At 63.7% G+C, this 23,590-nt stretch carries 19 protein-coding genes; 12 read left to right on the top strand and 7 right to left on the bottom strand.

The window, feature by feature from the left end:
* Positions 1-112: 112 nt before the first annotated feature.
* Positions 113-625: a hypothetical protein gene (locus JQ628_RS06605; protein ID WP_249127511.1), complete on the top strand. Its 513-nt coding sequence runs from the start codon at positions 113-115 to the stop codon at positions 623-625.
* A gap of 86 nt (positions 626-711) precedes the next feature.
* Here JQ628_RS06605 and JQ628_RS06610 read toward each other — a convergent pair whose 3' ends face one another.
* From JQ628_RS06610 to JQ628_RS06620, 3 genes are read right to left on the bottom strand one after another with little or no spacing between them, the layout of a single operon-like run.
* Positions 712-936: an Os1348 family NHLP clan protein gene (locus JQ628_RS06610; protein WP_212221017.1), complete on the bottom strand. Its 225-nt coding sequence runs from the start codon at positions 934-936 to the stop codon at positions 712-714.
* Positions 937-941: 5 nt separating this feature from the next.
* A complete protein-coding gene (locus JQ628_RS06615; RefSeq protein ID WP_212221020.1) occupies positions 942-1,637 on the bottom strand; it encodes a TfuA-like protein in 696 nt (231 codons plus the stop codon).
* Between the two features lie 7 nt (positions 1,638-1,644).
* Entirely contained in the window at positions 1,645-2,937 is a 1,293-nt protein-coding gene (locus tag JQ628_RS06620; protein ID WP_212221023.1) for a YcaO-like family protein, read from the bottom strand.
* A gap of 273 nt (positions 2,938-3,210) precedes the next feature.
* Between JQ628_RS06620 and JQ628_RS06625 the strand changes: the two genes are divergently transcribed.
* On the top strand, positions 3,211-4,485 hold the full coding sequence (locus tag JQ628_RS06625; protein WP_212221026.1) for an acyl-CoA dehydrogenase family protein: 1,275 nt from the start codon (positions 3,211-3,213) through the stop codon (positions 4,483-4,485).
* A 79-nt stretch (positions 4,486-4,564) separates the two neighbouring features.
* Here the strand turns inward: JQ628_RS06625 and JQ628_RS06630 are convergent, their stop codons facing one another.
* On the bottom strand, positions 4,565-5,668 hold the full coding sequence (locus tag JQ628_RS06630) for an alpha/beta fold hydrolase (protein ID WP_212221029.1): 1,104 nt from the start codon (positions 5,666-5,668) through the stop codon (positions 4,565-4,567).
* Positions 5,669-6,073: 405 nt separating this feature from the next.
* On the opposite strand from JQ628_RS06630, the gene JQ628_RS06635 reads away from it, so the two are divergent.
* Positions 6,074-7,582 (top strand): amidohydrolase family protein, encoded by a 1,509-nt coding sequence (locus JQ628_RS06635; protein WP_212221032.1) that lies wholly within the window; start codon positions 6,074-6,076, stop codon positions 7,580-7,582.
* Positions 7,583-7,768: 186 nt separating this feature from the next.
* On the opposite strand, the gene pncB is transcribed toward JQ628_RS06635, so the two are convergent.
* The 3 genes from pncB to JQ628_RS06650 form a co-directional block, all read right to left on the bottom strand.
* Positions 7,769-9,076: a nicotinate phosphoribosyltransferase gene (pncB, locus tag JQ628_RS06640; protein ID WP_212221035.1), complete on the bottom strand. Its 1,308-nt coding sequence runs from the start codon at positions 9,074-9,076 to the stop codon at positions 7,769-7,771.
* A gap of 66 nt (positions 9,077-9,142) precedes the next feature.
* Complete coding sequence (locus JQ628_RS06645; protein WP_212221037.1) at positions 9,143-12,658, bottom strand: molybdopterin cofactor-binding domain-containing protein; 3,516 nt, start codon at positions 12,656-12,658, stop codon at positions 9,143-9,145.
* Positions 12,658-13,125: a (2Fe-2S)-binding protein gene (locus JQ628_RS06650; protein WP_212221040.1), complete on the bottom strand. Its 468-nt coding sequence runs from the start codon at positions 13,123-13,125 to the stop codon at positions 12,658-12,660. The genes JQ628_RS06645 and JQ628_RS06650 overlap by 1 nt, the downstream gene beginning before the upstream one ends.
* 286 nt (positions 13,126-13,411) lie before the next feature.
* Here JQ628_RS06650 and JQ628_RS06655 point away from each other — a divergent pair, with 286 nt between their 5' ends.
* The 9 genes from JQ628_RS06655 (at position 13,412) to JQ628_RS06695 (ending at position 23,225) form a co-directional block, all read left to right on the top strand.
* The gene (locus tag JQ628_RS06655) at positions 13,412-14,863 is read left to right on the top strand and encodes a 6-hydroxynicotinate reductase (RefSeq protein ID WP_212221043.1); all 1,452 of its coding nucleotides are present in this window, start codon (positions 13,412-13,414) and stop codon (positions 14,861-14,863) included.
* Complete coding sequence (locus JQ628_RS06660; protein WP_212221046.1) at positions 14,860-15,756, top strand: UPF0280 family protein; 897 nt, start codon at positions 14,860-14,862, stop codon at positions 15,754-15,756. Before JQ628_RS06655 ends, JQ628_RS06660 begins: the two co-directional genes overlap by 4 nt.
* A gap of 19 nt (positions 15,757-15,775) precedes the next feature.
* A complete protein-coding gene (locus JQ628_RS06665) occupies positions 15,776-16,360 on the top strand; it encodes an amino acid synthesis family protein (protein WP_212221049.1) in 585 nt (194 codons plus the stop codon).
* A 24-nt stretch (positions 16,361-16,384) separates the two neighbouring features.
* Positions 16,385-17,584: an ABC transporter substrate-binding protein gene (locus tag JQ628_RS06670; protein WP_212221052.1), complete on the top strand. Its 1,200-nt coding sequence runs from the start codon at positions 16,385-16,387 to the stop codon at positions 17,582-17,584.
* Between the two features lie 191 nt (positions 17,585-17,775).
* Complete coding sequence (locus tag JQ628_RS06675; protein ID WP_212221055.1) at positions 17,776-19,656, top strand: ABC transporter permease; 1,881 nt, start codon at positions 17,776-17,778, stop codon at positions 19,654-19,656.
* A complete protein-coding gene (locus JQ628_RS06680) occupies positions 19,653-20,444 on the top strand; it encodes an ABC transporter ATP-binding protein (protein ID WP_212221056.1) in 792 nt (263 codons plus the stop codon). The genes JQ628_RS06675 and JQ628_RS06680 overlap by 4 nt, the downstream gene beginning before the upstream one ends.
* Positions 20,441-21,145 carry an ABC transporter ATP-binding protein gene (locus JQ628_RS06685; protein ID WP_212221059.1) on the top strand — a complete coding sequence of 235 codons (705 nt, stop codon included), beginning with the start codon at positions 20,441-20,443 and terminating at the stop codon, positions 21,143-21,145. The genes JQ628_RS06680 and JQ628_RS06685 overlap by 4 nt, the downstream gene beginning before the upstream one ends.
* Positions 21,146-21,176: 31 nt before the next feature.
* Positions 21,177-21,632 (top strand): MarR family winged helix-turn-helix transcriptional regulator, encoded by a 456-nt coding sequence (locus JQ628_RS06690; protein WP_212221062.1) that lies wholly within the window; start codon positions 21,177-21,179, stop codon positions 21,630-21,632.
* A gap of 423 nt (positions 21,633-22,055) precedes the next feature.
* Entirely contained in the window at positions 22,056-23,225 is a 1,170-nt protein-coding gene (locus tag JQ628_RS06695; protein ID WP_212221065.1) for an FAD-dependent oxidoreductase, read from the top strand.
* Positions 23,226-23,590: the final 365 nt, after the last annotated feature.

The following is a 23,590-nucleotide window of genomic DNA, read 5'->3' on the forward strand; positions in this document are numbered from 1 at the left end:
ATCGGACGCATTGGCCGTGTGATCGCAGTGTTCAAACGCGATCGGACGTCTTGATCCAGCATCGTTTGGCCGTTCCGGCACCATTTATTTTTTAAGAGGGGGAAGTTCGACCATGTTGCAGATGATGATGGCGGGGAGGGTATACGAGAGCGGCGAGTTCAAGACGGCCATGGATAGTAACTACTATCCCTTGGACAACATGAAGAAGAGCGTAGCAATACTGACAAGCTCGCAGAACATCGATATCGCCACGATGGAGTTCGGTCAGTATCAGCCGATCCTGTCCCCGGCGCAGATCAATCCAAACGGTCCCAAGGAATGGCTGAAGCATGTCGGCTCCGCGCGGGTCAGTTTGACGGCTCAAGCCAACACCAAGCCCCTGTCCAAGGACGAGCCGGGCGTCGTTCCGCTGACCAAATGCGCACTGATGGACGCGTCGGTTCGCAAGTGCTTCAATTCGAGCCCGCCCATCTGCATGCAGGTCAATGTCACGCAGAGGGCAAAGGACGATCCAGACGCAGACAAGCATGACATCCTGCTGGACTGGGAATACGCAGCAGGAAGCAACGTGCCGACGCTTCTGAATTTGACGATGGTCTGCCCCTACATCGGTCCCAAGATCTGATCTGGTGGCAATTCAGGTTCGCAATCTCGTCGGCCTCTTCGAAATCGGAGAGGCCGAAATTTTGCGCCCACCGTAGGATCAGGCGTTCAGCCCCATCGCAGCCGCGCAATCGCCGCGTCGAATTTCTGGCGATCGAGCCGCTTGAGGGCCTGGGCTTCTTCAGGAGAAAGGCCGAACTCGCGCCCGATCGCTTCGGGATCGGCGAGAAGTCTGTCGCATAATTCCCGATCCAGCAGAGCCCTGCTGAGCAAATCCGTCAGTTGCAGGCCCGGCTCGGGCCGGGCGTCGGAATTTTGATCGTGCGTCTGCAATGTCGTTATCCCTCGGTCCGCGCGCGACGTTCCACCAACGATGCGCTGAAGCGAAGCGCTTCCCCTGCGTCGATGGATTTTACACTTGGGATACCGCCGGAAAATGCCAGAAGGGCGTCGAGCCTGTCCGCGGCGATGGCGCGGCGCAGCGTGTCTATCAGTCTGTCCGGCGTCCGGTCGGCAAAAAAGATGCCCCGCGCCAGCTTTAGCAGCCGTCCGCTATCCTTGGGCGCGATCAGGCCCGCTACCAGGGCCTGTTCCATCCAGTATTCGATGTCGACCAGCGGCACCGTCATCGGCTTGAAGTCGAGGGGGGAGTAGACCAGCGCGACATCGGCATCGCGCCGGACCGGGGACTTTCGGAAATAGTGGTAGACCCAGCCGACGCCGATCATGCCGGAGCGGTCCAGTTCCGATGCGCGCAGCGCGCCCATGCTGGCGGCGCCGATCACGGTCTTGCCGCGTTCCAGCACGGAGAGAATTTCCTTCGGCGTCACCGAAAGATTCTGTCCGAACTCGCCGTCGAGAATGACGAACAGGTCGTAATCGCCTGCGGCCTCCAGGTCGCCGCGCTTGATCGGCGGTGCATGGACGCATGTCACAAGCTGCTGCACCTCCGCCTCCGATAGCGATGGCCCGGAGAATACGATGGTCTTCATCGCATCACCGATGTGGCTCGTCGAGGGCGAGGCGGCGGCCACCTGGCGTTCACCTGATCTGTCGCAGCGCGCGAGGCCCAAGGCTCGCCCGGGCACCCTCGGCCACATAAAGCGTCCACATCTCCGATCGCGGCACGATCACACGCACCACCGGAATCCCGACGTCCTTGCTGGTCACGTCGACCACAACGACCTGTTCGAAGCCGCAATGCCGCATCCGCTCGATCATGAACTCGACGTCGTCGTTGACCGAAGCATGCTGATGCGACGCGATCTCTTCGAAACGGATGGTGCGGCGATTGCGCGGCCGCGGTTTCACCGGGCGCGCGCCTCTGGCCGGAGCGTAATCCGGCAGGTTTTCCCTGCCGCCCTGGATGCAGGAAAGCCGCGATTGCGCCGCTTCTGTCAGCGCGCGGGTGAGCGCGATGCGCGCATCCGGATGGGTGCCGCACCCGCTGAATGCATTCATGCCGCCGGGCGGGCCCTGCGGATCGGTGATGGTGCAGGCAATGGTCGCAATGCCGACATCGGATGTCAGGTTGAGCAATTCGACATCGAGCCCGGCGCCTTGCAGCTTGCGAACCAGCGCTGTTGCGGTGCGCGGCAAGCCGCGAAGCGATATCAGCGGCGCTTCCTCGGCCTCCGTCGGCAACCTGCTGGCGAACCCCATCTCCGCCAGCAGTGACGCGACGGCGGGTTTCACGTCGGATCGCGCCATGGCCAGCGACGTCGCGTCGCGCTCGATCACCTCGCACAATGCATGAGAGATGGCATCGACCCGGGAATTGCCCGACGCCAGACCGTTCGTGCTCGAATAGAACAGGGCCATGCCGGAGTCCGGCGTATAGGGCGACACCACGCAGTTGAGCGGGGCCAGCGTCGGTCGGCGCGTCATCAGGTCATACCCCAGCACCCATTCCAGCATCAGATGCTCGCTGTATTTGCGGATCATCGGCACGTGGATTTCGAGCGGATCGATGCAGGGGTATTCGTCGCGGAGATTGTGGTAGGACGAGGCGATGACGCGTCCGTCATAGCGTTCGCCGGCGTGACGTTCGACCGCCTCCATCAGCGCACCCGCATGCGCAGCGGCGCGCGTCGTTCCCTTGCCGTTGTAGTAGGAGATGCCGGGGCCGAGATCGTGCGGCCGCACCGACATGAAATTCGGAATGCCGACGCGGTCGAGGTCGGTCACATCGGCAACCTTGGTGACGCCGATGACATCGAGCACGGCCTCCGCACGGCGGATGGTGGCTTCGGGCTTGACCGCACGCTCGACGCCTGAGGCGCTGTACTTCATCTCTTTTGGGCCGAGCCAGTATTCATAAGTCCGCTCGTCCATTTCAATCCCTGTTTGAATGCTTGTTTGAAATCGGCAATGCCATCATCCTCCATTTTCTTGAGGACGGCACAAGTGGAGGCCAGCGATATCAGCGGCTTATTTCCTTGACACGGCATTACTCACGGGGTCCGGAACTGGGGCTCGGCTCAATGCTGTTTTGGCATGCGCCCAAGCGGCGGTTTGCCTGTACGGGGGCAGGGTGGAGGGCTAGATTGCACGCCAACGCGATCAAGCAAGCCGCGCGCAAAATCCTTGACCTCTGGGAGGAAGCTTATGAAACACGCCTACGTGCCTCGCACCACCACCTACACCCTCAACCCCGAAGACGATCTCAACGACCTGCGAATGTCCGAGCAGGTCCGCCCACTCTACGATCACGTCAAGCGCTTCATCCGCGAGACCGTCGAGCCGATGTCGGTGGAGTTCTACAAGCACGGCGAGGGCAAGACCGATCGCTGGAGCTTTACGCCCGGCCAGCTCGAAGTGCTTCAGAGGGCCAAGGACAAGGCCAAGGAAGAGGGCCTCTGGAACTTCTTCCTGCCGGATGCGGAGACCGGCGAGGGCCTGAAGAATCTCGACTACGCCTATATCGCCGCTGAGCTCGGCAAGAGCCCGCTCGCGTCCGAAACCATGAACTGCTCGGCGCCCGACACCGGCAACATGGAAGTGCTGGAGCGCGTCGGCACCAAGGAGCAGAAGGAGAAGTGGCTGAAGCCGCTGCTCAACGGCGAAATCCGTTCCGCCTATGCGATGACCGAGCCGAACGTCGCCTCATCCGACGCCAAGAACATCTCGACATCAGCAAAGCTGGTCGGCGATGAATGGGTGATCAACGGCGAGAAATATTACATCTCCGGCTTAGGGGATCCCCGCTGCAAGATCATGATCGTGATGGTGAAGACCAATCCCGACGCGCCGCCGAGCAAGCAGCAGTCGCAGATCCTGGTGCCAAAGGACACGCCCGGCGTCGAAATCCTCGGACCGATGCACGTGTTCGGCCACGATCACGCGCCGCGCGGCCACATGCATCTGCGCTTCAACAATGTCCGCGTGCCGAAGGAGAACATGCTGCTCGGCGAGGGCCGCGGCTTCGAAATCTCGCAGGTCCGCCTCGGCCCCGGCCGCATCCATCACTGCATGCGCACCATCGGCAAGGCCGAAAAAGCGCTCGACATGATGGTGACGCGCGGCCTCACCCGCGAGGCCTTTGGCAAGAAGATCGTCCATCTCGGCGGCAATTTGCAGATCATCGCGCAGGCGAGATGCGAGATCGAATCGATGCGGCTGATGGTGCTCAAGGCGGCGAAAGCGATGGACGTGCTCGGCAACAAGGAAGCGCGCGTCTGGGTCTCTATGGTCAAGGCCATGGTGCCCGAGCGCGCCTGCAAGGTGATCGACCAGGCCATCCAGATGCACGGCGCCACCGGCATCTCGCAATGGACCCCGCTCGCCGAAATGTACCAGGACGTCCGCCACCTGCGCTTCGCCGACGGCCCGGACGAGGTGCACTGGATGGTGGTCGGCCGGCACGAGATCAGCATGCCTTGAGGCTTGCGGCCTTCAGGAATGGAAAACGGCTCCCTCGCGGGAGCCGTTTTGCTTTTGGCTTATGGCAACGTCCGAAAACTCACTCCGCCGATTTCATCCAGCGCGCAATCTTCGGCCAATATTCTTCGAGCGTCTGCCGTCCCATGAACAGGCCGAGATGATTGGACGGGGCGATGTCGTGACGCAGATGCTCGGCCGGCGTCGCCACCAGATGCTCCACCGCCAGCAATTGTTCCGGCGCAACCACATCGTCGGCGCTGCCGGCGAGCAGGTAGATTGGAAGCTGAAGGCGCGAGAGATCGATCTTTTGCCCCAGCGCGACAAAATTTCCGCCGGCAAGTTCGTTGCGCCTGTACAGTTTCTCGATCACTTCGAGATAGTATTTTCCGGGTAGATCGAGCACCCAGGAATTCCAGTTCTTGAAGATGGCTTCGAGCCGGGAAAATTCCGGCGAGCCGATCGGGGCAAGCGTCTGTAGCGCTTCGCTGATGTCGCTCGCCCCGGTGCCGTTGCCCCAGAACCTTGCGACGCTGCGGCCGATGACGCGGCCATTGCCGAGATGAACCAGGCCCTGAAACATCATCAGCGGCGTCGCCCCGGCGATTTCCGATAGTCGCGACGGCCGCGCGGCAATGTCGACCGGCGCGCCGGCCATCACCAGCCGGCGCACCTTGGCGGGGAATCGTCCGGCATAGAGCAGGGACAGCCAGCCGCCCTGGCAAAGCCCGATCAGATCGACCGGGCCGCCGATGCAATCGACAATGACATTGAGCTCGGCGAGATATTCGTCGATCCCGAGAAATCCCATGTCGGCGCCGGCCGAGCGCCAGTCGGCCATCAGCAGCCGCTCGATTCCGGCGCCGCGGAGCGCGGCAACGAGACTGTGCCCGGTTGCGAGGTCCGCAATGGCGGCGCCGTGCAGCGCGAGCGGCGGGCACAGCAAGACGGGAACGCCGCTGTCGGCCGTGCTGAAGTCACGCAGCCGCACCGCATGCAGTTCGAGCGCTATCCTGCCGGGCGTTGCTCCCCGCGGCTCTTTTGCGTCGCTATCGCCGCCGGTCTCGCCTGAAAGTTCGAGGAAGCTTGCCGCCATGGCCGACGAAGCCTCGGCCGCCGATGCAGCGACGAGCGCCGGCCAGAAGAACGCCGCATACGGGAATTGACCTCCAAGATACCGATCCATGGAATCCCCGGCCTATCCCTGCTGTCTTGATCGAGATCCTAGAGCCGCAGGGCGGATTAGCGACTTGTCCGCCGTAGCTCAACGAGCGAAGGCGGAAGCGTAATCCGCCATTGGCCGGGATTCTATAGCGGCCGATTACGCCTTGCGGCCAATCCACCCTGCGGCTGAAAACGATCGGACACGAAACGAGTTTGGGACAGCGTGGCTGCCGGATTACTTCGCTTGCGGTCATAAAAATTTGAGCGTTGAATTCGCCCGCGTCATGCGCGGCAGCGATGCAACTTTTGAGCGAGACGGAACGGCGAGGCGCGCCGGCCTGCTCAGCGCCGGGAAGCACCCGGACGCGAGCCTCCATGCGGGCAACGACCGGCACGCTATTCAAACATCAAAAAAGGGAGGAGAACGATGAGCACCTGGCTGAGTGAGCGAGAGCAACGCCTGGTCGCGGGTGCCGAGGCGGCATCGGCGGCAACACCGATTCCGACCCAGATTGTTTCCAACGGCGAATATCTCCCACCCCCGCAGAGCGCTACACAGAAGAAAGTCGAGGCGCGGATCAACGATCTCGCCGACCAAAACGGCAAGCATCTCGGCTTGAGCCGCAGGCAGTTCCTGCACACGAGCTGCGGCATGGCGGCTGCATTCCTCGCGATGAACGACATCTACGGCAATGTTTTCCAGGTCACGCCGGCAGAGGCCCGCGAGCCCGAGCTGATGCTGGCGCGCGCGCAAGGCCTCGCCGGCCAGTTCATCTTCGACGTTCAGACCCATTTCGTCCGCGACGATTTCGATCACAAGGAGCTGCTGGGTCTGGCAGACTTTGCGAGCCAGCACTGGAACCCGAAGATGAAGGAGGAGGGCGTCTCCTCGCTCGGCCGCTACAAGTTCCAGAACTATGTGAAAGAGATTTACTACGATAGCGACACCCAGATAGCGCTGCTGAGCGGCGCGCCGTTCGACGATCCGAGCTGGTGGCTGCTGTCCAACGAGCAGATCGTCAAGGCCCGCGAGCTTATCAACGATTTTGCGGGCTCGCGACGCCTGCTGGCGCATAGCGTCATCACCCCGAAGCAGCCCGGCTGGATGGAGGAGGTCGACAAGGCGATCGAGGTCTACAAGCCCGATTCCTGGAAGGCCTACACGATCGGCGATCCGCTGGCGCCGTCCAAGTTTCCATGGCGGCTCGACGACGAGAAGGTGATGTATCCGTTCTACGAAAAAGCGGTGAAGGCCGGCATCAACACGCTGTGCATCCACAAGGGGCTACTGCCGCCCGATTACGAAAAATCCTTCGCCGGCGTGTGGGAATATGCGACTGCGTGGGACATCGGAAAGGCGGCGAAGGACTGGCCGCAGATGAATTTTGTGATCTATCACTCGGCACTGCGGGCGTTCCTCGAGCTCCCGGACAAGTCCTTCGCCGAGTTCGAGCAGACCGGCCGCATCCCGTGGGCCACGGACCTTGCGGAAATCCCCCAGAAGTTCGGCGTTACCAATGTCTATGCTGAGCTCGGCACGTCCTTTGCGAACTCGGCGGTGGCGCATCCGAAATTCTGCGCCGCGCTGGTCGGCACGCTGATCAAGGGCATGGGGGTTGATCACGTGATGTGGGGCACCGACTCGGTCTGGTACGGCTCGCCGCAGTGGCAGATCGAGGCGCTGCGCCGCCTCGAAGTTCCGGACGACATGCAGAAGAAATACGGCTTTGCGCCGCTCGGCGACGCCAACAGCGCCGTCAAGCAGCTGATCTTCGGCGGCAACGCCACCAAGTTCTACAAGATCAGGCTGAAAGCGGCTGAGAACACCAGGATGCCGGCCTTCTCCGAGGACCGTCTCGCTCTGCTCAAGAACGAGTATGCGCTGGCGGACAAGAAGCCCTCGAACCTGCGCTACGGCTACGTTCGCGCCGCGTAAAAGTTTGGGCGGCCGCGCCGGCGGAGCAGGCAAGCTTCGTTAGAGCATGATCCGGAAAAGTGGATACCGGTTTTCCGAAAAGATCATGCTCAAACAAAAAGATAGAGCGGGATGACGATTCGAAGAAAAGTCATCCTGCTCTAGGCGCGGTCGACGCGCGGTTCAAGCCCTGGTCAAGCGGTGCGGTCACACATGCACCGCCGTGCGCACGCGGCCGACATTGCCGAACACGCGCAGATAACGATCGACCTCGGACTGGATGCCGGTTGCCTTCTCCGGATTATCAGACAGTTTTACGGCCGGCCGTCCGTCCACCGACGTCACCTTGCAGACGATCGAGATCGGATCGAGATCAGACGATCCGTCCGGCATGCAGCCGATGAAATCATTGGTGAGGTTGGTGCCCCAGCCAAAACTGATGCGGACGCGCCCCGCAAAGTGGCGGTACGTCTCCTCGATGGAATCAACGTCCATGCCGTCTGAGAACACCAGCAGCTTTTCCCTGGGATCGCGGCCCTTCTGTTTCCACCATCGTATGATCTCTTCGCCGGCCGCGATCGGCGGCGCGGAGTCGGGGCGAAAGCCGGTCCAGTCGGCGACCCAGTCCGGCGCATCGCGCAGGAACGGTTTCGTGCCGAAGGCGTCGGGCAGCGCGATCAAGAGGTTGCCGCCATAGGTGTGACGCCACTGGTCGAGAATACGGTAGGGCGCCCAGCGCAGCTCGGTGTCGTCATTGGCGAGCGCCGCGGCCACCATCGGCAATTCATGCGCGTTGGTGCCGATCGCTTCGAGATCGTTGTCCATCGCGAGCAGCACATTGGAGGTGCCGGTGAAGGAGGAGCCGAGGCCTTCCTTCACGGCCTCGACGCACCAGCGCTGCCAGAGAAAGCCGTGACGCCGCCGCGTGCCGAAATCCGAAAGCCGAAGATTGTCCAGCTTGCGCAGCCGCTCGACCTTGGCCCACAGCTTGGCCTTGGCGCGTGCATAGAGCACGTCGAGCTCGAAGCGGCCCTTGCCCTTCATCATCTGTCGCGAGCGCAGCTCGTTGAGGATGGCGAGCGCCGGAATCTCCCACATCGTGGTGTGGGTCCACGGCCCGTGGAAGTGAAGCTCGTACTGGCCGTCGACCTTGGTGAGCTCGTATTCGGGCAGCCGGAAATTGGCGAGCCACTTGATGAACTCGGGCGAGAACATCTGGGTCTTGCCGTAAAACGTGTTACCGGCGAGCCAGATCAGTTCGTTCTTGGTGAAGCGGATGGTGCGGGCGTGGTCGAGCTGCGCGCGCAGCTCGCCCTCGTCGATCACCTCGGCGAGGCGGACATGCTTGCTTCGGTTGATGACCGAAAAAGTGACCTGCTGCTCGGGATAGAATTCCCGGATCATCTGTAGCATCAGCAGCTTGTAGAAATCAGTGTCCAGCAGGCTGCGCACGATGGGATCGAGCCGCCAGCCGTGGTTGTAGGTCCGCGTCGCAATATCGGTGAAGGTGCTCATGGGCGGACTTTATCGCGTTGGGGAACCCGCAACCAGTACCCGCCGGGGCATGATCGCCCTGCGAATTTAATCCAATCCGGCCGATTTTACCCTTGCAATCGCGGCATCCACGCCGGTCCAGGCCGGTTTGCCGGGGGCAAACTGTTGCCTCAACCAGGAGACGAGTTCGGCAATCTGCCGGTCGGTCAGGCTGTCCTTGAAGGCCGGCATATAGCCGAGGTCGCTTGATACAGGGGAGGCAATGCCGTGCAAAATCACCTGGATCAGGTTGTCGGGCACCGCACTATGCAGGTTGCTGTTGAGCGATAGCGACGGCCGGCTGCCGAACAGCGCGGGACCGCCGACCTCATGGCACACCGCGCAGGCGCCCTGATATAGCCGCGCGCCGACAGAGGAGGCCGCGTCCGTGCGCGTCGCCGTCGCGCTCTCGAATTTCGCGGCAAGCGCATCCTGCGTTGATGGGGCGACGTCCCGGTTGAACGAGGCGAGGTAGACCGCCATTGCGCGGATGTCCTCGTCCGGCAACGCCTTCAGTTCTTTCACGACCGGCGCCATCGGACCCGCCGCTACGCCGTGAAAGCGGGACTCGCCGGTCCGCAGGTAAGCGTAAAGCTCGCTCTCCTTCCACGGGATCGGCGCCTGCGACAGCGAGGTCAGGGCCGGAGCTTCCCATCCTTCCGCAAAGCCTCCGGCGAGATAGCGGCTTGCGATTTCAGCGCCGAGTTTGTTGCGCGGGGAGTGACAGGCGCCGCAATGGCCAAAACCTTCGACGAGATAGGCGCCGCGATTCCAGACCTCCGATTTTGACGGGTCCGGCCGGAACGTTTGCGGCGTGTGGAACAACGCATTCCATCCGGCCAGCAGCGGCCGCTGGTTGAACGGGAAGGCGAGCTTGTTGTTTGGCGTCTCCGCACGTACCGGCTGCTGCGCCATCAGGAACGCATAGAGCGCCTGTAGATCGGCGTCGGTGGCCTTGGCGAAATGCGTGTAGGGAAACGCCGGATAGAGATGTTTGCCGTCGCGATGAATGCCTTCGCGCATCGATCGTTCGAACGCAGGATAGGACCAGTTGCCGATCCCGGTCTTCTCGTCCGGCGTGATGTTGGTGCTGTAGATCACGCCGAACGGCGTCTCCAGCGCTCGGCCGCCGGCATTGATCGCGCCGTTCGCCGCGGTGTGGCAGACCATGCAATCGCCGAGCGCGGCGAGCTGCTGGCCGCGGGCAATGGTCGCGGCGGAAAACACCGCTGGATCGGGCCGCGCGATGGGGGCGATCGCTCGCCACGGCAACGCCGCGGTGCCGATCGCGATGGCGGTGGCGCATGCCGCGGCAAGGCCCGCGAATACGCTGGGTCGTACCGCAAATGGGTTCTTCCATGTGCCGGCGGGAGGAGCGGGCGCAGGCAACGGCTCAGGCGCGCGCGGTGCCTCGCCGTGCAATCCCCTGAGGATGCGCTCCGGCGTGAATGGCAATTCGCGAAACCGCACGCCGGTGGCATCGAAGATCGCATTGGCAATCGCCGCCGCGCTCGGCACCGAGGCGGACTCGCCGACGCCGAGCGGCGGCTGGTCCTGCCGCGGCAGCATCAACACATCGATCTTGGGGACATCGGGAAACTTGATGATGGGGTAGGCGCCCCATTCGCGCGCCGTCACAGAGGTGCGGTCGAACGAAACTTCTTCCATCAGCGCGCGGCTGGTCGACTGGATGACATTGCCGTGGATCTGGTGCCGCACGCCGTCCGGATTGATCATCAATCCGGAATCCTGGCCCGCGACCACCCGCGTCACGCTGACATCGCCGGTCGCCTTGTTGACGGCAACATCGGCGATCCACGCCGACCACGCTGCGCCATAGCCCGGAAACTTGCTGTGCACATACAGCGCATAGGCAAAGCCGCGCCCGCGCACGATGTCGCCTTCGGCTTCCGGTTCCTTCCATACCGGCCGCGGCTTCCAGCCCGCACGCTCGGCCACCGCGTTGACGAGGTCGACCGCGCGCTCGTCCTTCAGATAGCGCAGCCGGTATTCGATCGGATCGACCCCGGCTTCGGTCGCCACCTCGTCGATGAAAGACTCATGCGCAAAGGTGTTCGGCAGTGCCGAGACGCCGCGGAACCATGACGCGCGCACGATCGGCGGCATGTCGTTGGCCACCACGCGCATGTGCTCATAGTCGTAGGGCGGAATCGCGGTGCGGTCGCCCATCTCGAAGACGGCCGGTGTCGGCGAGATCCGCCTGGTGAGCAGCAGCGCCAGCGTGGGCGCGCCGTTCGAGGGATAGCGCGTGGCAAAATCGTAACCCGCGACGCTGCCGTCCGCGTTCATGCCGCCATTGACGTCCATCAGTTGCGCGGTGCCCTTGGGCTCCCACGCATGCTCCTGCTCGCGCGTGAGCTGCACGCGGACGGGACGGCCGACCGCGCGCGACAACAGCAGGGCGTCGGCGGTGACATCGTCGGCGCAGTTGCGGCCGTAGCAGCCGGCCGCCTCCAGCCGGATCACCTCGATCTCGGCTTCCTGTTTTTCGATCAGCAGCGCGAGGTCCGCGCGCAGGATGTGCGGATTTTGCGTGCCCGACCACACCCGGATATTTCCATCGCTGTAGTCAGCGACCGCGCAGGAAGGGCCGATCGAAGCGTGCATCTGGTACGGCCAGATGTAGGTCCGCTGCATCGGTTTTGCCGCAGCCGCAATTGCCGCATCGACATCGCCCTTGTCGATCAGCTTTCGCGGCTCCGAAGGATTCTTGCGTAGCGCCGTCTCGATATCCCCGAGATCGGGCAGAACAGGCGTCTTCTTCCAGCTCACCTTGAGCTGCGCCGCAGCTTTGATCGCGTTCTCCTCGCGCTCGGCCACCACGCCCACGAAGTCGCCGATGCGAACGACGGCAACCATTCCCGGAATATGTTTTATCGAGGCTTCGTCCACCGCAATCAGGCTGGTGCCGACAAACGCCCCCGCATCGACGCCGGCATAAGGTGGTCGCACCACGCGGCCATGCAGCATGTGGGGTACGCGCACATCGTGCACGTAGACGATCTCGCCGGTTGCCTTGGCCGGCAGATCGATGCGCGGCACGGATTGGCCGACGATGGTGTAGGCGCTGACATCCTTCACCGCGACGTCGTCGGCAAGTTCAAGGCGGATATCCTCGCTCGCGATCAGTTCGCCATAGCTGATACTGCGGTTGTCCCTGCCGCGCACCAGCCCGTCTTCGATCGAGAGCTCTGCAACCGGCAGCTCCAGCCGCTCGGCCGCGCGCGCGATCAGAAACTGCCGCGCCTGCGCTGCTGCCTTACGCAAGGGCACCGCAGTAATCTGTATCGTCTCGCTCGCAATCGTCGGGCCCTGATTGGGCACTTGCGACGTGTCGCCGAGCACGACCACGACGCGCGCAAAGGACACGTCGAGCTCTTCGGCTACGATCTGCCCGAGCGCCGTGCGGATGCCGGTGCCGAGATCGACATGGCCGTTATAGGCGCTGACCGATCCGTCCGCGGTGATCCTGATGAAGGTCTCGAACGCGCCGCCGTTCGCCGCGGGGCGCACCACCGTCAGCATGCCCTGCCGTGCTGCCATCAGTCGCGCGCCTCAAGGGCATGGCCGGCTGCGCGCAGTGCCGCACGCGCGATTTCGACATGCGCGCCGCAGCGGCAGAGATTGTAGCGCAGCGCTTCGATCACTTCGTCTTCCGAAGGCGCCGGCGTGCGCGCAAGCAGCGCCTTGGTCGTGATGATCATGCCGTTGAGGCAGTAGCCGCACTGCGCGCCTTGTTCGTCGATGAAAGCCTGCTGCACGGGATCGGGACGTTCGCGCGTGCCGAGACCTTCCAGCGTCACGATGTCGCGCCCGTCGCAGCCTTCGATCGGAATCACGCAGGAGCGCGCGGCGACGCCGTCGATCAGCACGGCGCAGGCGCCGCACTCGCCGAGCCCGCAGCCATATTTCGGTCCGTTCAGTTCGAGGTCGTTGCGCAGCACGTACAGCAGCGCAGTGTCGGGAGCGGCCGCAACGTCATGGGTTTTGCCGTTGACGGTCAGGCGCATCGTGCTCGCGTTCCCTTCGTTTCGCTTCGTCGCTTCCAAATTCGCTCTTTGAGACTACCGTTTGTATACAAACGTGCAAGCGTGGCGCCTTTCGCGCTGCAACGCGATGCCCGCATTATGAACAGACACGATAGGCAATCCGGCTTTTTATTCGGCAGCATGCGTTTTGCCGCATTCACCCGCTTGACAGCTTTTCCCCTCGCGCGCAGGATCATTCGTATACGAACAATCCCCCCAATGCCGGAAACGGGGATATGATCGGGGCGTCGCGAATGCAGGCCTGTTCATGAGCACGGAAGCCATTCCCGCCGCCATCGGCGACAAGATCCGCTGCGATGCCTGTCCGGTGATGTGCTATATCAAGCCGGGCGCGGCCGGCGCGTGCGACCGCTATGCCAATCATGACGGCGTGCTGGTGCGCGTCGATCCGCACATCATGCTGGAGCGCACCGTCGAGCACGGCGGACGGCTGGTGCCGTTCCAGGCCGGCGGCGAGTGGGACGGCAAGCTCGTCAATCAGCCCGACGTCTTTGTCACCGCGATCGGCGCCGGCACCACCTATCCCGATTACAAGCCCGCGCCTTTCATCGTCTCGTCGGAGGTCGACGGCGTTGACATGGTCACCGTCGTGACCGAAGGCATTTTCAGCTATTGCGGCGTCAAGGTGAAGATAGACACCGACCGCTATCTCGGCCCGGAAGCCGCGACCGTGCGCGCGCAAGGAGAAGCGGTCGGCCACGTCACGACCGGCGAATACGGCTCGCAGATGCTCTCGCTCGGCGGCGTGCATCATCTGACCGGCGGCTCCAAGAAGGAGGGACGCGTCACCTGCGACACTTTGATGGACCTCTCCAACTGCAAGCCGGTGGAGCTGACGATCGATGGCGGCGCCACCGTGGTGGTGCAGGCCGGCTATCCGCCAATCGTCAACGGCGCGCCCGAAGAGCGCATGCGCGTCGGCTGCGGCTCGGCCACCATCGGCATGTTCGCCAAGCAGTGGCACGGCAAGGTCGACGAGGTCGTCGTGGTCGACGATCACATCACCGGCGTGCTGAGTGAACACCAGGCGGGAAAGCTGCTCGATATTCCCGATACCGGGATCAAGATGAAGGGAAGGCGCTCGACGCCCGGCCGCTACTTTCAGGTCGCCGAGCCCGGCACGGGCTGGGGCGGCACCAATATCTCCGATCCGCTGTCGGTGCTCGGCCCCTTCAACCCGAAGGAAGCGCGGCCGGGCCTCACCATGCTGATGGTGTCGACCACGGGCGAGCACGCCGCCTATTACGTGCTCGACGAGGCGCTGCGGCCGGTCGAAACCGAGATGCCGGCGGATTTGCGCTTCTCCGTCGAGCGCATCCAGGAAAACTGCGAACCGGCGCTATGCACGGTGCTGTTCATGGGCGGCGCGGGCGGATCGCTGCGGGCAGGGGTCACCGACAATCCGGTGCGGCTGACGCGCTCGGTCAAGGACGCGCTGACACGCGTCACCAGCGGCGGCGCGCCGGTTTATGTCTGGCCGGGCGGCGGCATCACCTTCATGGTCGACGTCACGCAGATGCCGGCCGGCGCCTTCGGCTATGTGCCGACACCGGCGCTGGTGGCGCCGATCGAGTTCACGCTGAAATTGTCGGACTACGCCGCGCTCGGCGGCCACATGGATTATGTTCGGCCGCTGTCCTCGCTGAGGGACAATGCGGAAATCCGCCCGATGCCTTACATCCCGGGACGGCGCGCATGAAACGGCTCCCGCAAATCGCGCTTCTCGCCGACGGCAAGCGGCTGCATTTGCAGGACGGCCCGATCGACCTGATCGTGGAGGCGAGGGGCAGGGAGGTTCGCGCGGCCTATGAGGCGGCGGCAACGCGTTTCACCGGCCTGCTCGACGAACTCTGCGAGGAGCTGACCGAACTGCGCAAGGCGGCCGATCCGGCGAGCTGCTCGCTCAAGGGCATCGTCGCATGCCGCATGCATGCGGCGGTCGCGCCGTTCGCCGCAGACGAATTCATCACGCCGATGGCGGCGGTGGCCGGCAGCGTCGCCGAGGAAATTCTGGGCGCGATGCTGCGCGCCGCTTCGCTCGACCGCGCCTATGTCAACAATGGCGGCGACATCGCGCTGCATCTGACCGGCCATGAACAATTTTCCGTCGGCCTGATAGATCGCCCGGACCGTCGCGGCGTGCTGCGCACCATGATCATCGATGCGGATGACGCGATCCGCGGCGTCGCCACCTCCGGCCGCCACGGCCGCAGCTTTTCGCTCGGCATTGCCGATGCAGTCACCGTGCTGGCTCGATCCGCTTCGCAGGCCGATGCTGCCGCCACCATCATTGCCAACGCTGTCGATCTGCCGGGCCATCCCACGATCGTCCGTATGCCGGCAAACGAATTGCAGCCCGACAGCGATCTCGGCCCGCGGCTCGTCACGCGCGACGTCGGCCATCTCACGGCGGACGAAATCGAGACCGCGTTGGCCGCTGGTGCGCACCGTGCGCGGCAACTATTGGCTGCCGGATTGATCGAAGGCGCGGCATTGCGTCTCCTTGGCGAGACCGTCGTGGTGGGCGCAAAGGAAACGATGGTGCCGCAGGTCTTTCATGAAAACGCGGTACGAGACTTGCAGCATGCGTGAGCCGGAACGGAACTGAGGCATGAGCGCGGTTATCAGAAAAATCGTCACGGTGGTCGAGGAAACCCATATCGAGATGGGCAAGACCATCGCGCCGCCGACGCGCCGCGCGGCGGCGATCGCCGTGATCGAAAATCCCTTTGCCGGAAAATATGTCGAGGACCTTTCGCCGCTGATCGCGATCGGCGAGGAGCTCGGCGATCTCCTCTCCAAGCGTGCCGTCGCCGCGCTCGGCATCGACGGCGCTAAGGCGCACAGCTATGGCAAGGCCGCCGCCGTCGGCGAGAACGGCGAGCTTGAACATGCCGCCGCCATCCTGCATCCCAAGATGGGCGCGCCGGTTCGCAAGGTGCTGAGCAGGGGCGCGGCGCTGATCCCGTCGTCGAAGAAGCGCAGCGGGCCGGGCACCACGCTCGACATTCCGCTTGGCCACAAGGACGCTGCCTTCGTGCGCAGTCATTTCGATGGCATGGAAGTGCAGATCAACGACGCGCCGCGTGCCAACGAGATCATGGTCGCGGTCGCCGTCACCGATAGCGGCCGGCCGCTGCCACGCGTCGGCGGGCTGACGGTGAGCGAAATCAAGGGCGAGGACGGACTTCGGTAATTTCAACAGGAGTGGAGGCAAGGGATGCGTAAGTTTATTCTGGCTGCAAGTCTTGCGATCGCAGCCGCAGGTTTTGCAAATTCGGCGCAAGCGCAGGGCGAGATCAAGATCGGCGAGATCAACAGCTATTCGCTGCTGCCCGCCTTCACCGAACCCTATCGCAAGGGCTGGCAGCTCGCGGTGGAAGAGATCAACGCGGCCGGCGGCATCAATGGCAAGAAGCTGGTCGTCATCTCCAAGGATGACGGCGGCAAGCCGGCCGACGCGCAGACGGCGGCCAACGAGCTGGTCTCGAGCGAGAACGTCGCGATGCTGACGGGCACGTTCCTCTCCAACATCGGCCTCGCCGTCAGCGACTTCGCCAACCAGAAGAAGGTCTTCTTCCTTGCGGCGGAGCCTTTGACCGACGCCATCACCTGGTCGAAAGGCAACCGCTACACCTTCCGCCTGCGCCCCTCCAATTACATGCAGGCGGCGATGCTGGTGGAAGCAGCCAGCAAGCTGCCGGCCAAGCGCTGGGCGACGGTGGCGCCGAACTATGAATACGGTCAGTCGGCAGTCTCGGTTTTCAAGAAACTGATGTCGGAGAAGCGCCCGGACATCCAGTGGGTCGACGAGCAGTGGCCGCCGCAGGGCAAGATCGACGCAGGCCCGGTGGTGCAGGCGCTCGCCGCCGCCAATCCCGAAGCGATCCTCAACGTCACCTTCGGCGCCGACCTCGTCAAGTTTGTGCGCGAAGGCAACACCCGCGGCCTGTTCAAGGGCCGCGACGTCGTGAGCTTCCTCACCGGCGAGCCGGAATATCTCGATCCGCTCAAGGACGAAACGCCGGTCGGCTGGATCGTCACCGGCTATCCCTGGTACGACATCAAGACCCCGGACCACGATAAATTCCTGAAGGCCTATCAGGCCAAGTTCAACGACTATCCGCGGCTCGGCTCGATCGTCGGCTACCAGACCATCAAGGCCGCCGCCGCGATCCTGACCAAGGCGAACTCCACCGATCCGGAAAAGCTGATCGCCGCCACCGAAGGCCTGTCGATGCCGTCGCCCTTCGGCGAGATCACCTTCCGCAAGATCGACCACCAGTCGACCTTGGGCGCCTATGTCGGCAAGACCGCGCTGAAGGACGGCAAGGGCGTGATGGTCGACATCGCCTACAAGAAGGGCTCGGACTTCCTGCCGAGCGACGCCGAAGTCGAAAAGCTGCGCCCGAAGGATTGAGCCTGGCTCGCTCCGCGCAGTCAATCCGTAGGGTGGGTTAGCCGAAGGCGTAACCCACCATCTACGACAGCAGGAACGGCGGGTTACGCTTCGCTAACCCGCCCTACAAGCTACAAAGCCTCACCCTGAGGAGGCGCGAAGCGCCGTCTCGAAGGGTAAGTCATGACGCAACACGAGAACAGCAAAGCCGCATGGCCTTCTACGTCGTCCAGTTCCTGACCGGTCTTGCCAGCGCGGCCTCGCTGTTCCTGATGGCGTCGGGCCTGTCGATCATCTTCGGCGTCACGCGCATCGTCAATTTCGCGCACGGCGCGTTCTACATGATCGGCGCCTATGTCGCCTTCACGCTGACCGAACGTTTTTCCGGCGCGCTCGGCTTTTGGGGCGGCATCGTCGCCGCAGCGCTGGTCGTCGCGCTGCTCGGCGTGCTGGTGGAGATGGTGCTGCTGCGACGCATCTATCATTCGCCCGAATTGTTCCAGTTGCTTGCCACCTTCGGCCTTACGCTGATGGTGCAGGATCTGGTGGTGCTGATCTGGGGCCCGGACGATCTGGTCGGCCGCCGCGCGCCGGGCTTTAAGGGCGCCGTCGATTTCTTCGGCCAGGCCATCCCGAGCTACGACCTGTTCTTGATTGTGCTCAGCCCGGTCGTGCTCGGCATCCTCTATCTTCTGTTCCAGCGCACCCGCTGGGGCATCCTGGTGCGCGCCGCGACGCAGGACCGCGACATGGTCGCCGCGCTTGGCGTCAATCAGAAATGGCTGTTCACCTCCGTCTTCGCCGTCGGCGTCTTCCTCGCCGCGCTCGGCGGCGCGCTCCAGATCCCGCGCGATGCCGTGCACCACGCCATGGACCTGCGCATCATCGTCGAAGTGTTCGTGGTGGTCGTGATCGGCGGCCTCGGCAGCATCATCGGCGCGTTCGTCGCGGCGGTATTGGTGTCCGAACTCAACGCCTTCGGCATCCTGATCTTTCCAAAAATCTCCATCATCCTCGTCTTCCTCGTGATGGCGGTCGTGCTGATCGTGCGGCCTTGGGGCCTGTTCGGAAAGCCGGAGGCGCCCGCGCGCCGCTCGCCGGGGCTGACCGTCAATCCGTGGCGGCCGCTGACCTCGGGCGAACGCCTTGCCTCGCTTGCCGCGCTCGCAATCGCCGCGCTGCTGCCGTTCTTCGTCGGCAATTACGCGCTCAGCGTCGGCTCGGAGATTGCGATCTTCGTGATTTTTGCGGTCAGCCTGCATTTCCTGATGTCGGTCGGCGGGCTCGCCTCCTTCGGCCATGCCGCCTATTTCGGTCTCGGCGCCTATGGCGTGGCGTTCCTCGCCAAAATGGCGGGGCTGCCGATGATCGTCTCGCTCTCGCTCGGCCCGTTGCTCGGTTGCCTCGGCGCCGCCGTGTTCGGCTTCTTCTGCGTCCAGCTCTCCGGCGTCTATTTTGCGATGCTGACGCTCGCCTTTGCCCAGATCGTCTGGTCGATCGCCTTCCAGTGGGTGGCGGTGACCGGCGGCGACAACGGCATTTTGGGCGTCTGGCCCGACAAATGGGCGGCCAGCCCGTCGAGCTTCTACTGGCTGTCGCTCGGCATCGCCGCGCTCGCGGTCGTCATCCTGCGCATCATCGTGTTCTCGCCATTCGGCTACGCGCTGCGCGCCACGCGCGACTCGATGCTGCGCAGCGAAGCCATCGGCATCAACGCCAAGCGCATGCAATGGACCGCGTTCGTCATCGCGGGCACGGTCGCCGGCGTCGCGGGCGCGCTGTTCGCCTTTCTCAAGGGCAGCGTCTTCCCCGACAACATGGGCATCCCGCTCTCGGTCGATGCGCTGGTGATGGTGCTGCTCGGCGGCGTCGAGACCGTGTCAGGCGCCGTCATCGGCGCCATCGTGTTCAAGGCCGCCAACATCTGGCTGGTCAGCCAGACCGACTGGTCAAAACTCGTGTTAGGCGCCTTCATCGTCCTGATCGTGGTCGCGTTCCCGAAAGGAATCGTCGGCACGCTGGAAGCCCTGATCAGCCGCCGCAAATCCGCATCCGCCAAACCGCTCGTCACCCGCATCGAGACCGCCGAATGAGCACGCCGGAAACATTGCTGTCGGTCGAGGGGCTGTCAAAGTCCTATGGCGGGGTGCACGCCGTGCGCAACGTCTCGTTTTCGCTGAAGGCTGGCGAGATCCTGGCGCTGATCGGCCCGAACGGCGCGGGCAAGAGCACCTGCTTTGACATGCTCAACGGCCAGAACCTGCCGGATAGCGGCCGCATCCATCTGCTCGGCAGGGACACTGTCGGCGAAAAGCCGCGCGCGATCTGGCGCCTCGGCGTCGGCCGCACGTTTCAGATAACGGCGACATTCCCCACCATGACCGTGCGCGAGAACGTGCAGGTCGCGCTGGTCTCGCACCAAAGGCAGCTCTTCAATTTCTTCGCCTCCACGCCGAAATTCGCGCGCGACGAGGCCGGGCAGCTGCTCGATCTCGTCGGCATGGGCGGCTACGCCGAGCGCCCCTGCGGCGAGCTCGCCTATGGCGACCTCAAGCGGCTGGAGCTTGCCGTCGCGCTCGCCAACGAGCCGAAACTCTTGCTGATGGACGAGCCGACTGCCGGCATGGCGCCGCGCGAACGCATCGACCTGATGCGTCTTACCGCAAGGATCGCGCGCGAAAAATCCATCGGCGTGCTCTTCACCGAACACGACATGGACGTGGTGTTCGAGCATGCCGACCGCATCCTGGTGCTCAACCGCGGCAGCCTGATCGCGGAAGGTTCGCCGGAACAGGTGCGCGCCAACCCGCAGGTGCGCGCGGTCTATCTCGGCGAGGGCCTCGTCTACGACGCCCGCCACCGCGATGGAGCGCACGCATGAAGCTCCAGGTGACCGACCTCAACAGCTTTTACGGCCCTGCGCACATCCTGTTTGACATCGCGCTCGACGTCGGCGAGGGCGAAGTCGTCGCGCTGCTCGGCCGCAACGGCGCCGGCAAATCCACTACCTTCCGCTCCATCGTCGGCCTCGTCGAAAACCGTTTTGGCCGCATCCAGTTCGAGGGCAGGGACGTTTCGCGCGAGCCGACGCACGCGATCGTGCGCGGCGGCCTCGGCTACGTCCCCGAAGAGCGCCGCATCTTCACCGATCTCACGGTCGAGGAGAATCTCGAAGTCGGCCGCCAGCCGAAGCGTGAAGGCGCACCATACTGGACGCGCGAAAAGCTGTTTTCGCTGTTCCCCAATCTCGGCGAGATGCGGGGGCGCCCGGGCGGACGCATGAGCGGCGGCGAGCAGCAGATGCTGACCATCGCGCGCACGCTGATGGGCAATCCGTCGCTGGTGTTACTGGACGAGCCCTCGGAAGGCCTGTCGCCAAAGATCGTCGAGCAGATGGTCGACGCCATCCTTGCGATGAAGAAGGAAGGCGTCAGCATCGTCGTCTCGGAACAGAACCTGCAGTTCGCAAGGCTGATCTCGGACCGCGCCTACATCATCGAGCGCGGCCGGATCTGCTTCGGCGGCACCATGGCCGAGCTCGATGCGCGGCCGGATATCCGCGACGCGCATTTGTCGCTGTAGGCGGAAAAGGAAGAGGGCGGGGGAAAGCAAGATGGGAAGGAGCGTCGCAACCAAGCGGAACGCCAAGCCGTCACGGCCGGCCTATATCCTCGACGAGCAGATCGGTTTCATCCTGCGCCAGGTCTGGCAGCGCCATGCCACCATTTTTGCCCGCGACATCGGCATCAACCTCACGCCGACGCAATGGGCGGCGGTGTCAAAACTCGCCGAGACGGGTGCGTGCTCGCAAAACCAGCTCGGCCGCCTCACCGCGATGGACGTCGCCACCATCAAGGGTGTGATCGACCGCCTCACGGCGCGCGGCCTGACCGAGACCAGCCCCGATCCCGAAGACGGCCGCCGTTTGCTGGTGAGCCTCACCCGCGCCGGACAGCAGCTCGCCGAGAAGGCCGCGCCGAATGCGCTGGCGATTTCAAAGGAAACGCTCGCGCCGCTCGATGCGAAGGAGCGCGAGATGCTGATGGAGCTGCTCGGCAAGCTGCGGTAAGCGCCGGCCATGCGGCGGAGTCAACGAGGCCCGGAGTGCCTAGGAGTCCGGGCCTCGCGACCAAACAGCCCCTGAAGCATCCGGTGTGATGAACCGAACGCTATCCCCCTGCTGTCCGCCGGCACCTTATACGCACGATCGGATGCGTAACTAAATCCGGGTCACTACGGTGTTCCATCTCCGTGTTCGCGCGCCACGGGCGGAGCGCAGGTTCGATCCGCGGCCATTCCAAGTGATGCAACTGCGGCCCTCTCATCAGAAAATGATGCCGATAGCTCGCCATCAACCTCGCGCTCGCGTGACCATGACAGTCGGTGTTACCGGCGAATCGGATCGTGAAGCGCAACCGGGGGCAAGTGACTTGCTTGTCGCCGGACGTGCATGCTCAACTTCCGGCATCAGAATCGCGGCGGAAAAAATCCAATGAAAATCGCAGTGATCGGCGGCGGAATCGGCGGGCTCTCGGCCGCATTGCAGCTCCTGAAAGCCGGGCTCGATGTCCACGTCTATGAGCAGGCGCCACGGATCGCCGAAATCGGCGCCGGCATCCAGATCAGCCCCAACGCCTCCCGGCTTCTTCTGCGGCTGGGCCTCAAAGCTGCCATGGACGCCGTCGGCGTGCGGCCACGCGCGGTGCATCAGCGGCGCTGGGACGATGGACGTACCTTGCAGCGCGCGCCGCTGGGGCCGGAGGTCGAGGCGAATTTCGGCGCGCCGTACTACCACTTTCATCGCGGGGATCTTGCAAATCTTCTGGCTGGCGCGCTGCCGCGAGAGCGCTTGCATGCCGGCCACAAGCTCATCGGGCTGGAGCAGAAAGGCGAGCGCGTGATCGCACGGTTCGGCAACGGCGCGACGGCCGAGGCGGATCTCCTGGTCGGCGCCGACGGGATCCATTCACGCGTACGCGAAATCGCCTTCGGTCCCGAGAAGCCGCGTTTCACCGGCTGCGTCGCCTGGCGCGGTTTGGTTCCGGCCGAGCGCATCAGGCATCTCGGCATCGAGGTTGCTTCGCACAACTGGGTGGGACCGGGCGGCCATGTCGTGCACTACTGGGTCTCGGGCGGCAGGATGATGAACGTGGTCTGCATCGTCGAGCATGGCGACTGGACACGGGAATCCTGGACAGACAAAGGCGAGGTGGCCGATGTGCTCGCGCGCTATGAGGGATGGCACCCGACGGTGCGCAGCCTGATCGGCGCCTTTCCGGAGACGTTCATCTGGGCGCTGCACGACCGCGCCGAGTTGCCGCGCTGGAGCGATGGCCGCATCACGCTGCTCGGCGATGCCTGTCATCCCATGCTGCCCATGATGGCGCAGGGCGCGGCGCAATCGATCGAGGACGGCGCCGCGCTCGCGACGCTGCTCAAGGCCATGCCGGACGACATCGCGGGCGCACTGGCGCGCTATGAAGCGTTGCGCAAGCCGCGTGCCACGAAATTACAGCAGGCCAGCGCCGCCAACCGGACCCGCTTTCATTTGCCTGACGGCGAAGCGCAACGCGCCCGAGACGAGGCGATGGCCACATCCGGCGACCGATCGATCGCCAATATTGGCTGGCTCTATGCGCATGATGCGGCGGAAGCGCCGTAGCGAGACGGCGAGGAGCGGCGTGATCGAAGCGGATGGCGCTCATTTGGGGCAACTGGCCGGGCCAGCGCAAACCAATTCCGGGCGGTCGCCGTGCGGATTCTGATTTTCAGAATCAATGTCAAGCCCTGAATGCAAAAATATTCTGCTGGCCAAATTCGGCAAATCAGAATTATAAATCGTGCGTCTCATCCCCGAGGAGGGGCGTTGGCCATCGTCACCACACGTTGGGATGGGATGCGGTGGACGCTTTGGCGTTGGTGAATATTCACCAGACGAAAACGTCGAGGTGTACGGCGAAGTCGTGTGGTTCTGGCGCCGCTATGCAGGCGCTAAGTCTTGCGGAGCTATCCGCAAGGCGACGGTGA

Source organism: Bradyrhizobium lablabi (assembly GCF_018129385.1).
In the GTDB taxonomy this organism is placed as follows: domain Bacteria; phylum Pseudomonadota; class Alphaproteobacteria; order Rhizobiales; family Xanthobacteraceae; genus Bradyrhizobium; species Bradyrhizobium lablabi_C.

Coding starts and splice junctions, on each gene's coding strand:
- JQ628_RS06620 (WP_212221023.1), bottom strand. CDS start 2,937: ATGGACGAGCGGACTTATGAATACTGGCTCGGCCCAAAAGAGATGAAG.
- JQ628_RS06665 (WP_212221049.1), top strand. CDS start 15,776: ATGAGCGCGGTTATCAGAAAAATCGTCACGGTGGTCGAGGAAACCCAT.
- JQ628_RS06685 (WP_212221059.1), top strand. CDS start 20,441: ATGAAGCTCCAGGTGACCGACCTCAACAGCTTTTACGGCCCTGCGCAC.
- JQ628_RS06645 (WP_212221037.1), bottom strand. CDS start 12,658: ATGGCAGCACGGCAGGGCATGCTGACGGTGGTGCGCCCCGCGGCGAAC.
- JQ628_RS06605 (WP_249127511.1), top strand. CDS start 113: ATGTTGCAGATGATGATGGCGGGGAGGGTATACGAGAGCGGCGAGTTC.
- pncB (WP_212221035.1), bottom strand. CDS start 9,076: ATGAGCACCTTCACCGATATTGCGACGCGGACCTACAACCACGGCTGG.
- JQ628_RS06690 (WP_212221062.1), top strand. CDS start 21,177: ATGGGAAGGAGCGTCGCAACCAAGCGGAACGCCAAGCCGTCACGGCCG.
- JQ628_RS06630 (WP_212221029.1), bottom strand. CDS start 5,668: ATGGATCGGTATCTTGGAGGTCAATTCCCGTATGCGGCGTTCTTCTGG.
- JQ628_RS06680 (WP_212221056.1), top strand. CDS start 19,653: ATGAGCACGCCGGAAACATTGCTGTCGGTCGAGGGGCTGTCAAAGTCC.
- JQ628_RS06650 (WP_212221040.1), bottom strand. CDS start 13,125: ATGCGCCTGACCGTCAACGGCAAAACCCATGACGTTGCGGCCGCTCCC.
- JQ628_RS06655 (WP_212221043.1), top strand. CDS start 13,412: ATGAGCACGGAAGCCATTCCCGCCGCCATCGGCGACAAGATCCGCTGC.
- JQ628_RS06635 (WP_212221032.1), top strand. CDS start 6,074: ATGAGCACCTGGCTGAGTGAGCGAGAGCAACGCCTGGTCGCGGGTGCC.
- JQ628_RS06675 (WP_212221055.1), top strand. CDS start 17,776: ATGGCCTTCTACGTCGTCCAGTTCCTGACCGGTCTTGCCAGCGCGGCC.
- JQ628_RS06695 (WP_212221065.1), top strand. CDS start 22,056: ATGAAAATCGCAGTGATCGGCGGCGGAATCGGCGGGCTCTCGGCCGCA.
- JQ628_RS06660 (WP_212221046.1), top strand. CDS start 14,860: ATGAAACGGCTCCCGCAAATCGCGCTTCTCGCCGACGGCAAGCGGCTG.
- JQ628_RS06670 (WP_212221052.1), top strand. CDS start 16,385: ATGCGTAAGTTTATTCTGGCTGCAAGTCTTGCGATCGCAGCCGCAGGT.
- JQ628_RS06625 (WP_212221026.1), top strand. CDS start 3,211: ATGAAACACGCCTACGTGCCTCGCACCACCACCTACACCCTCAACCCC.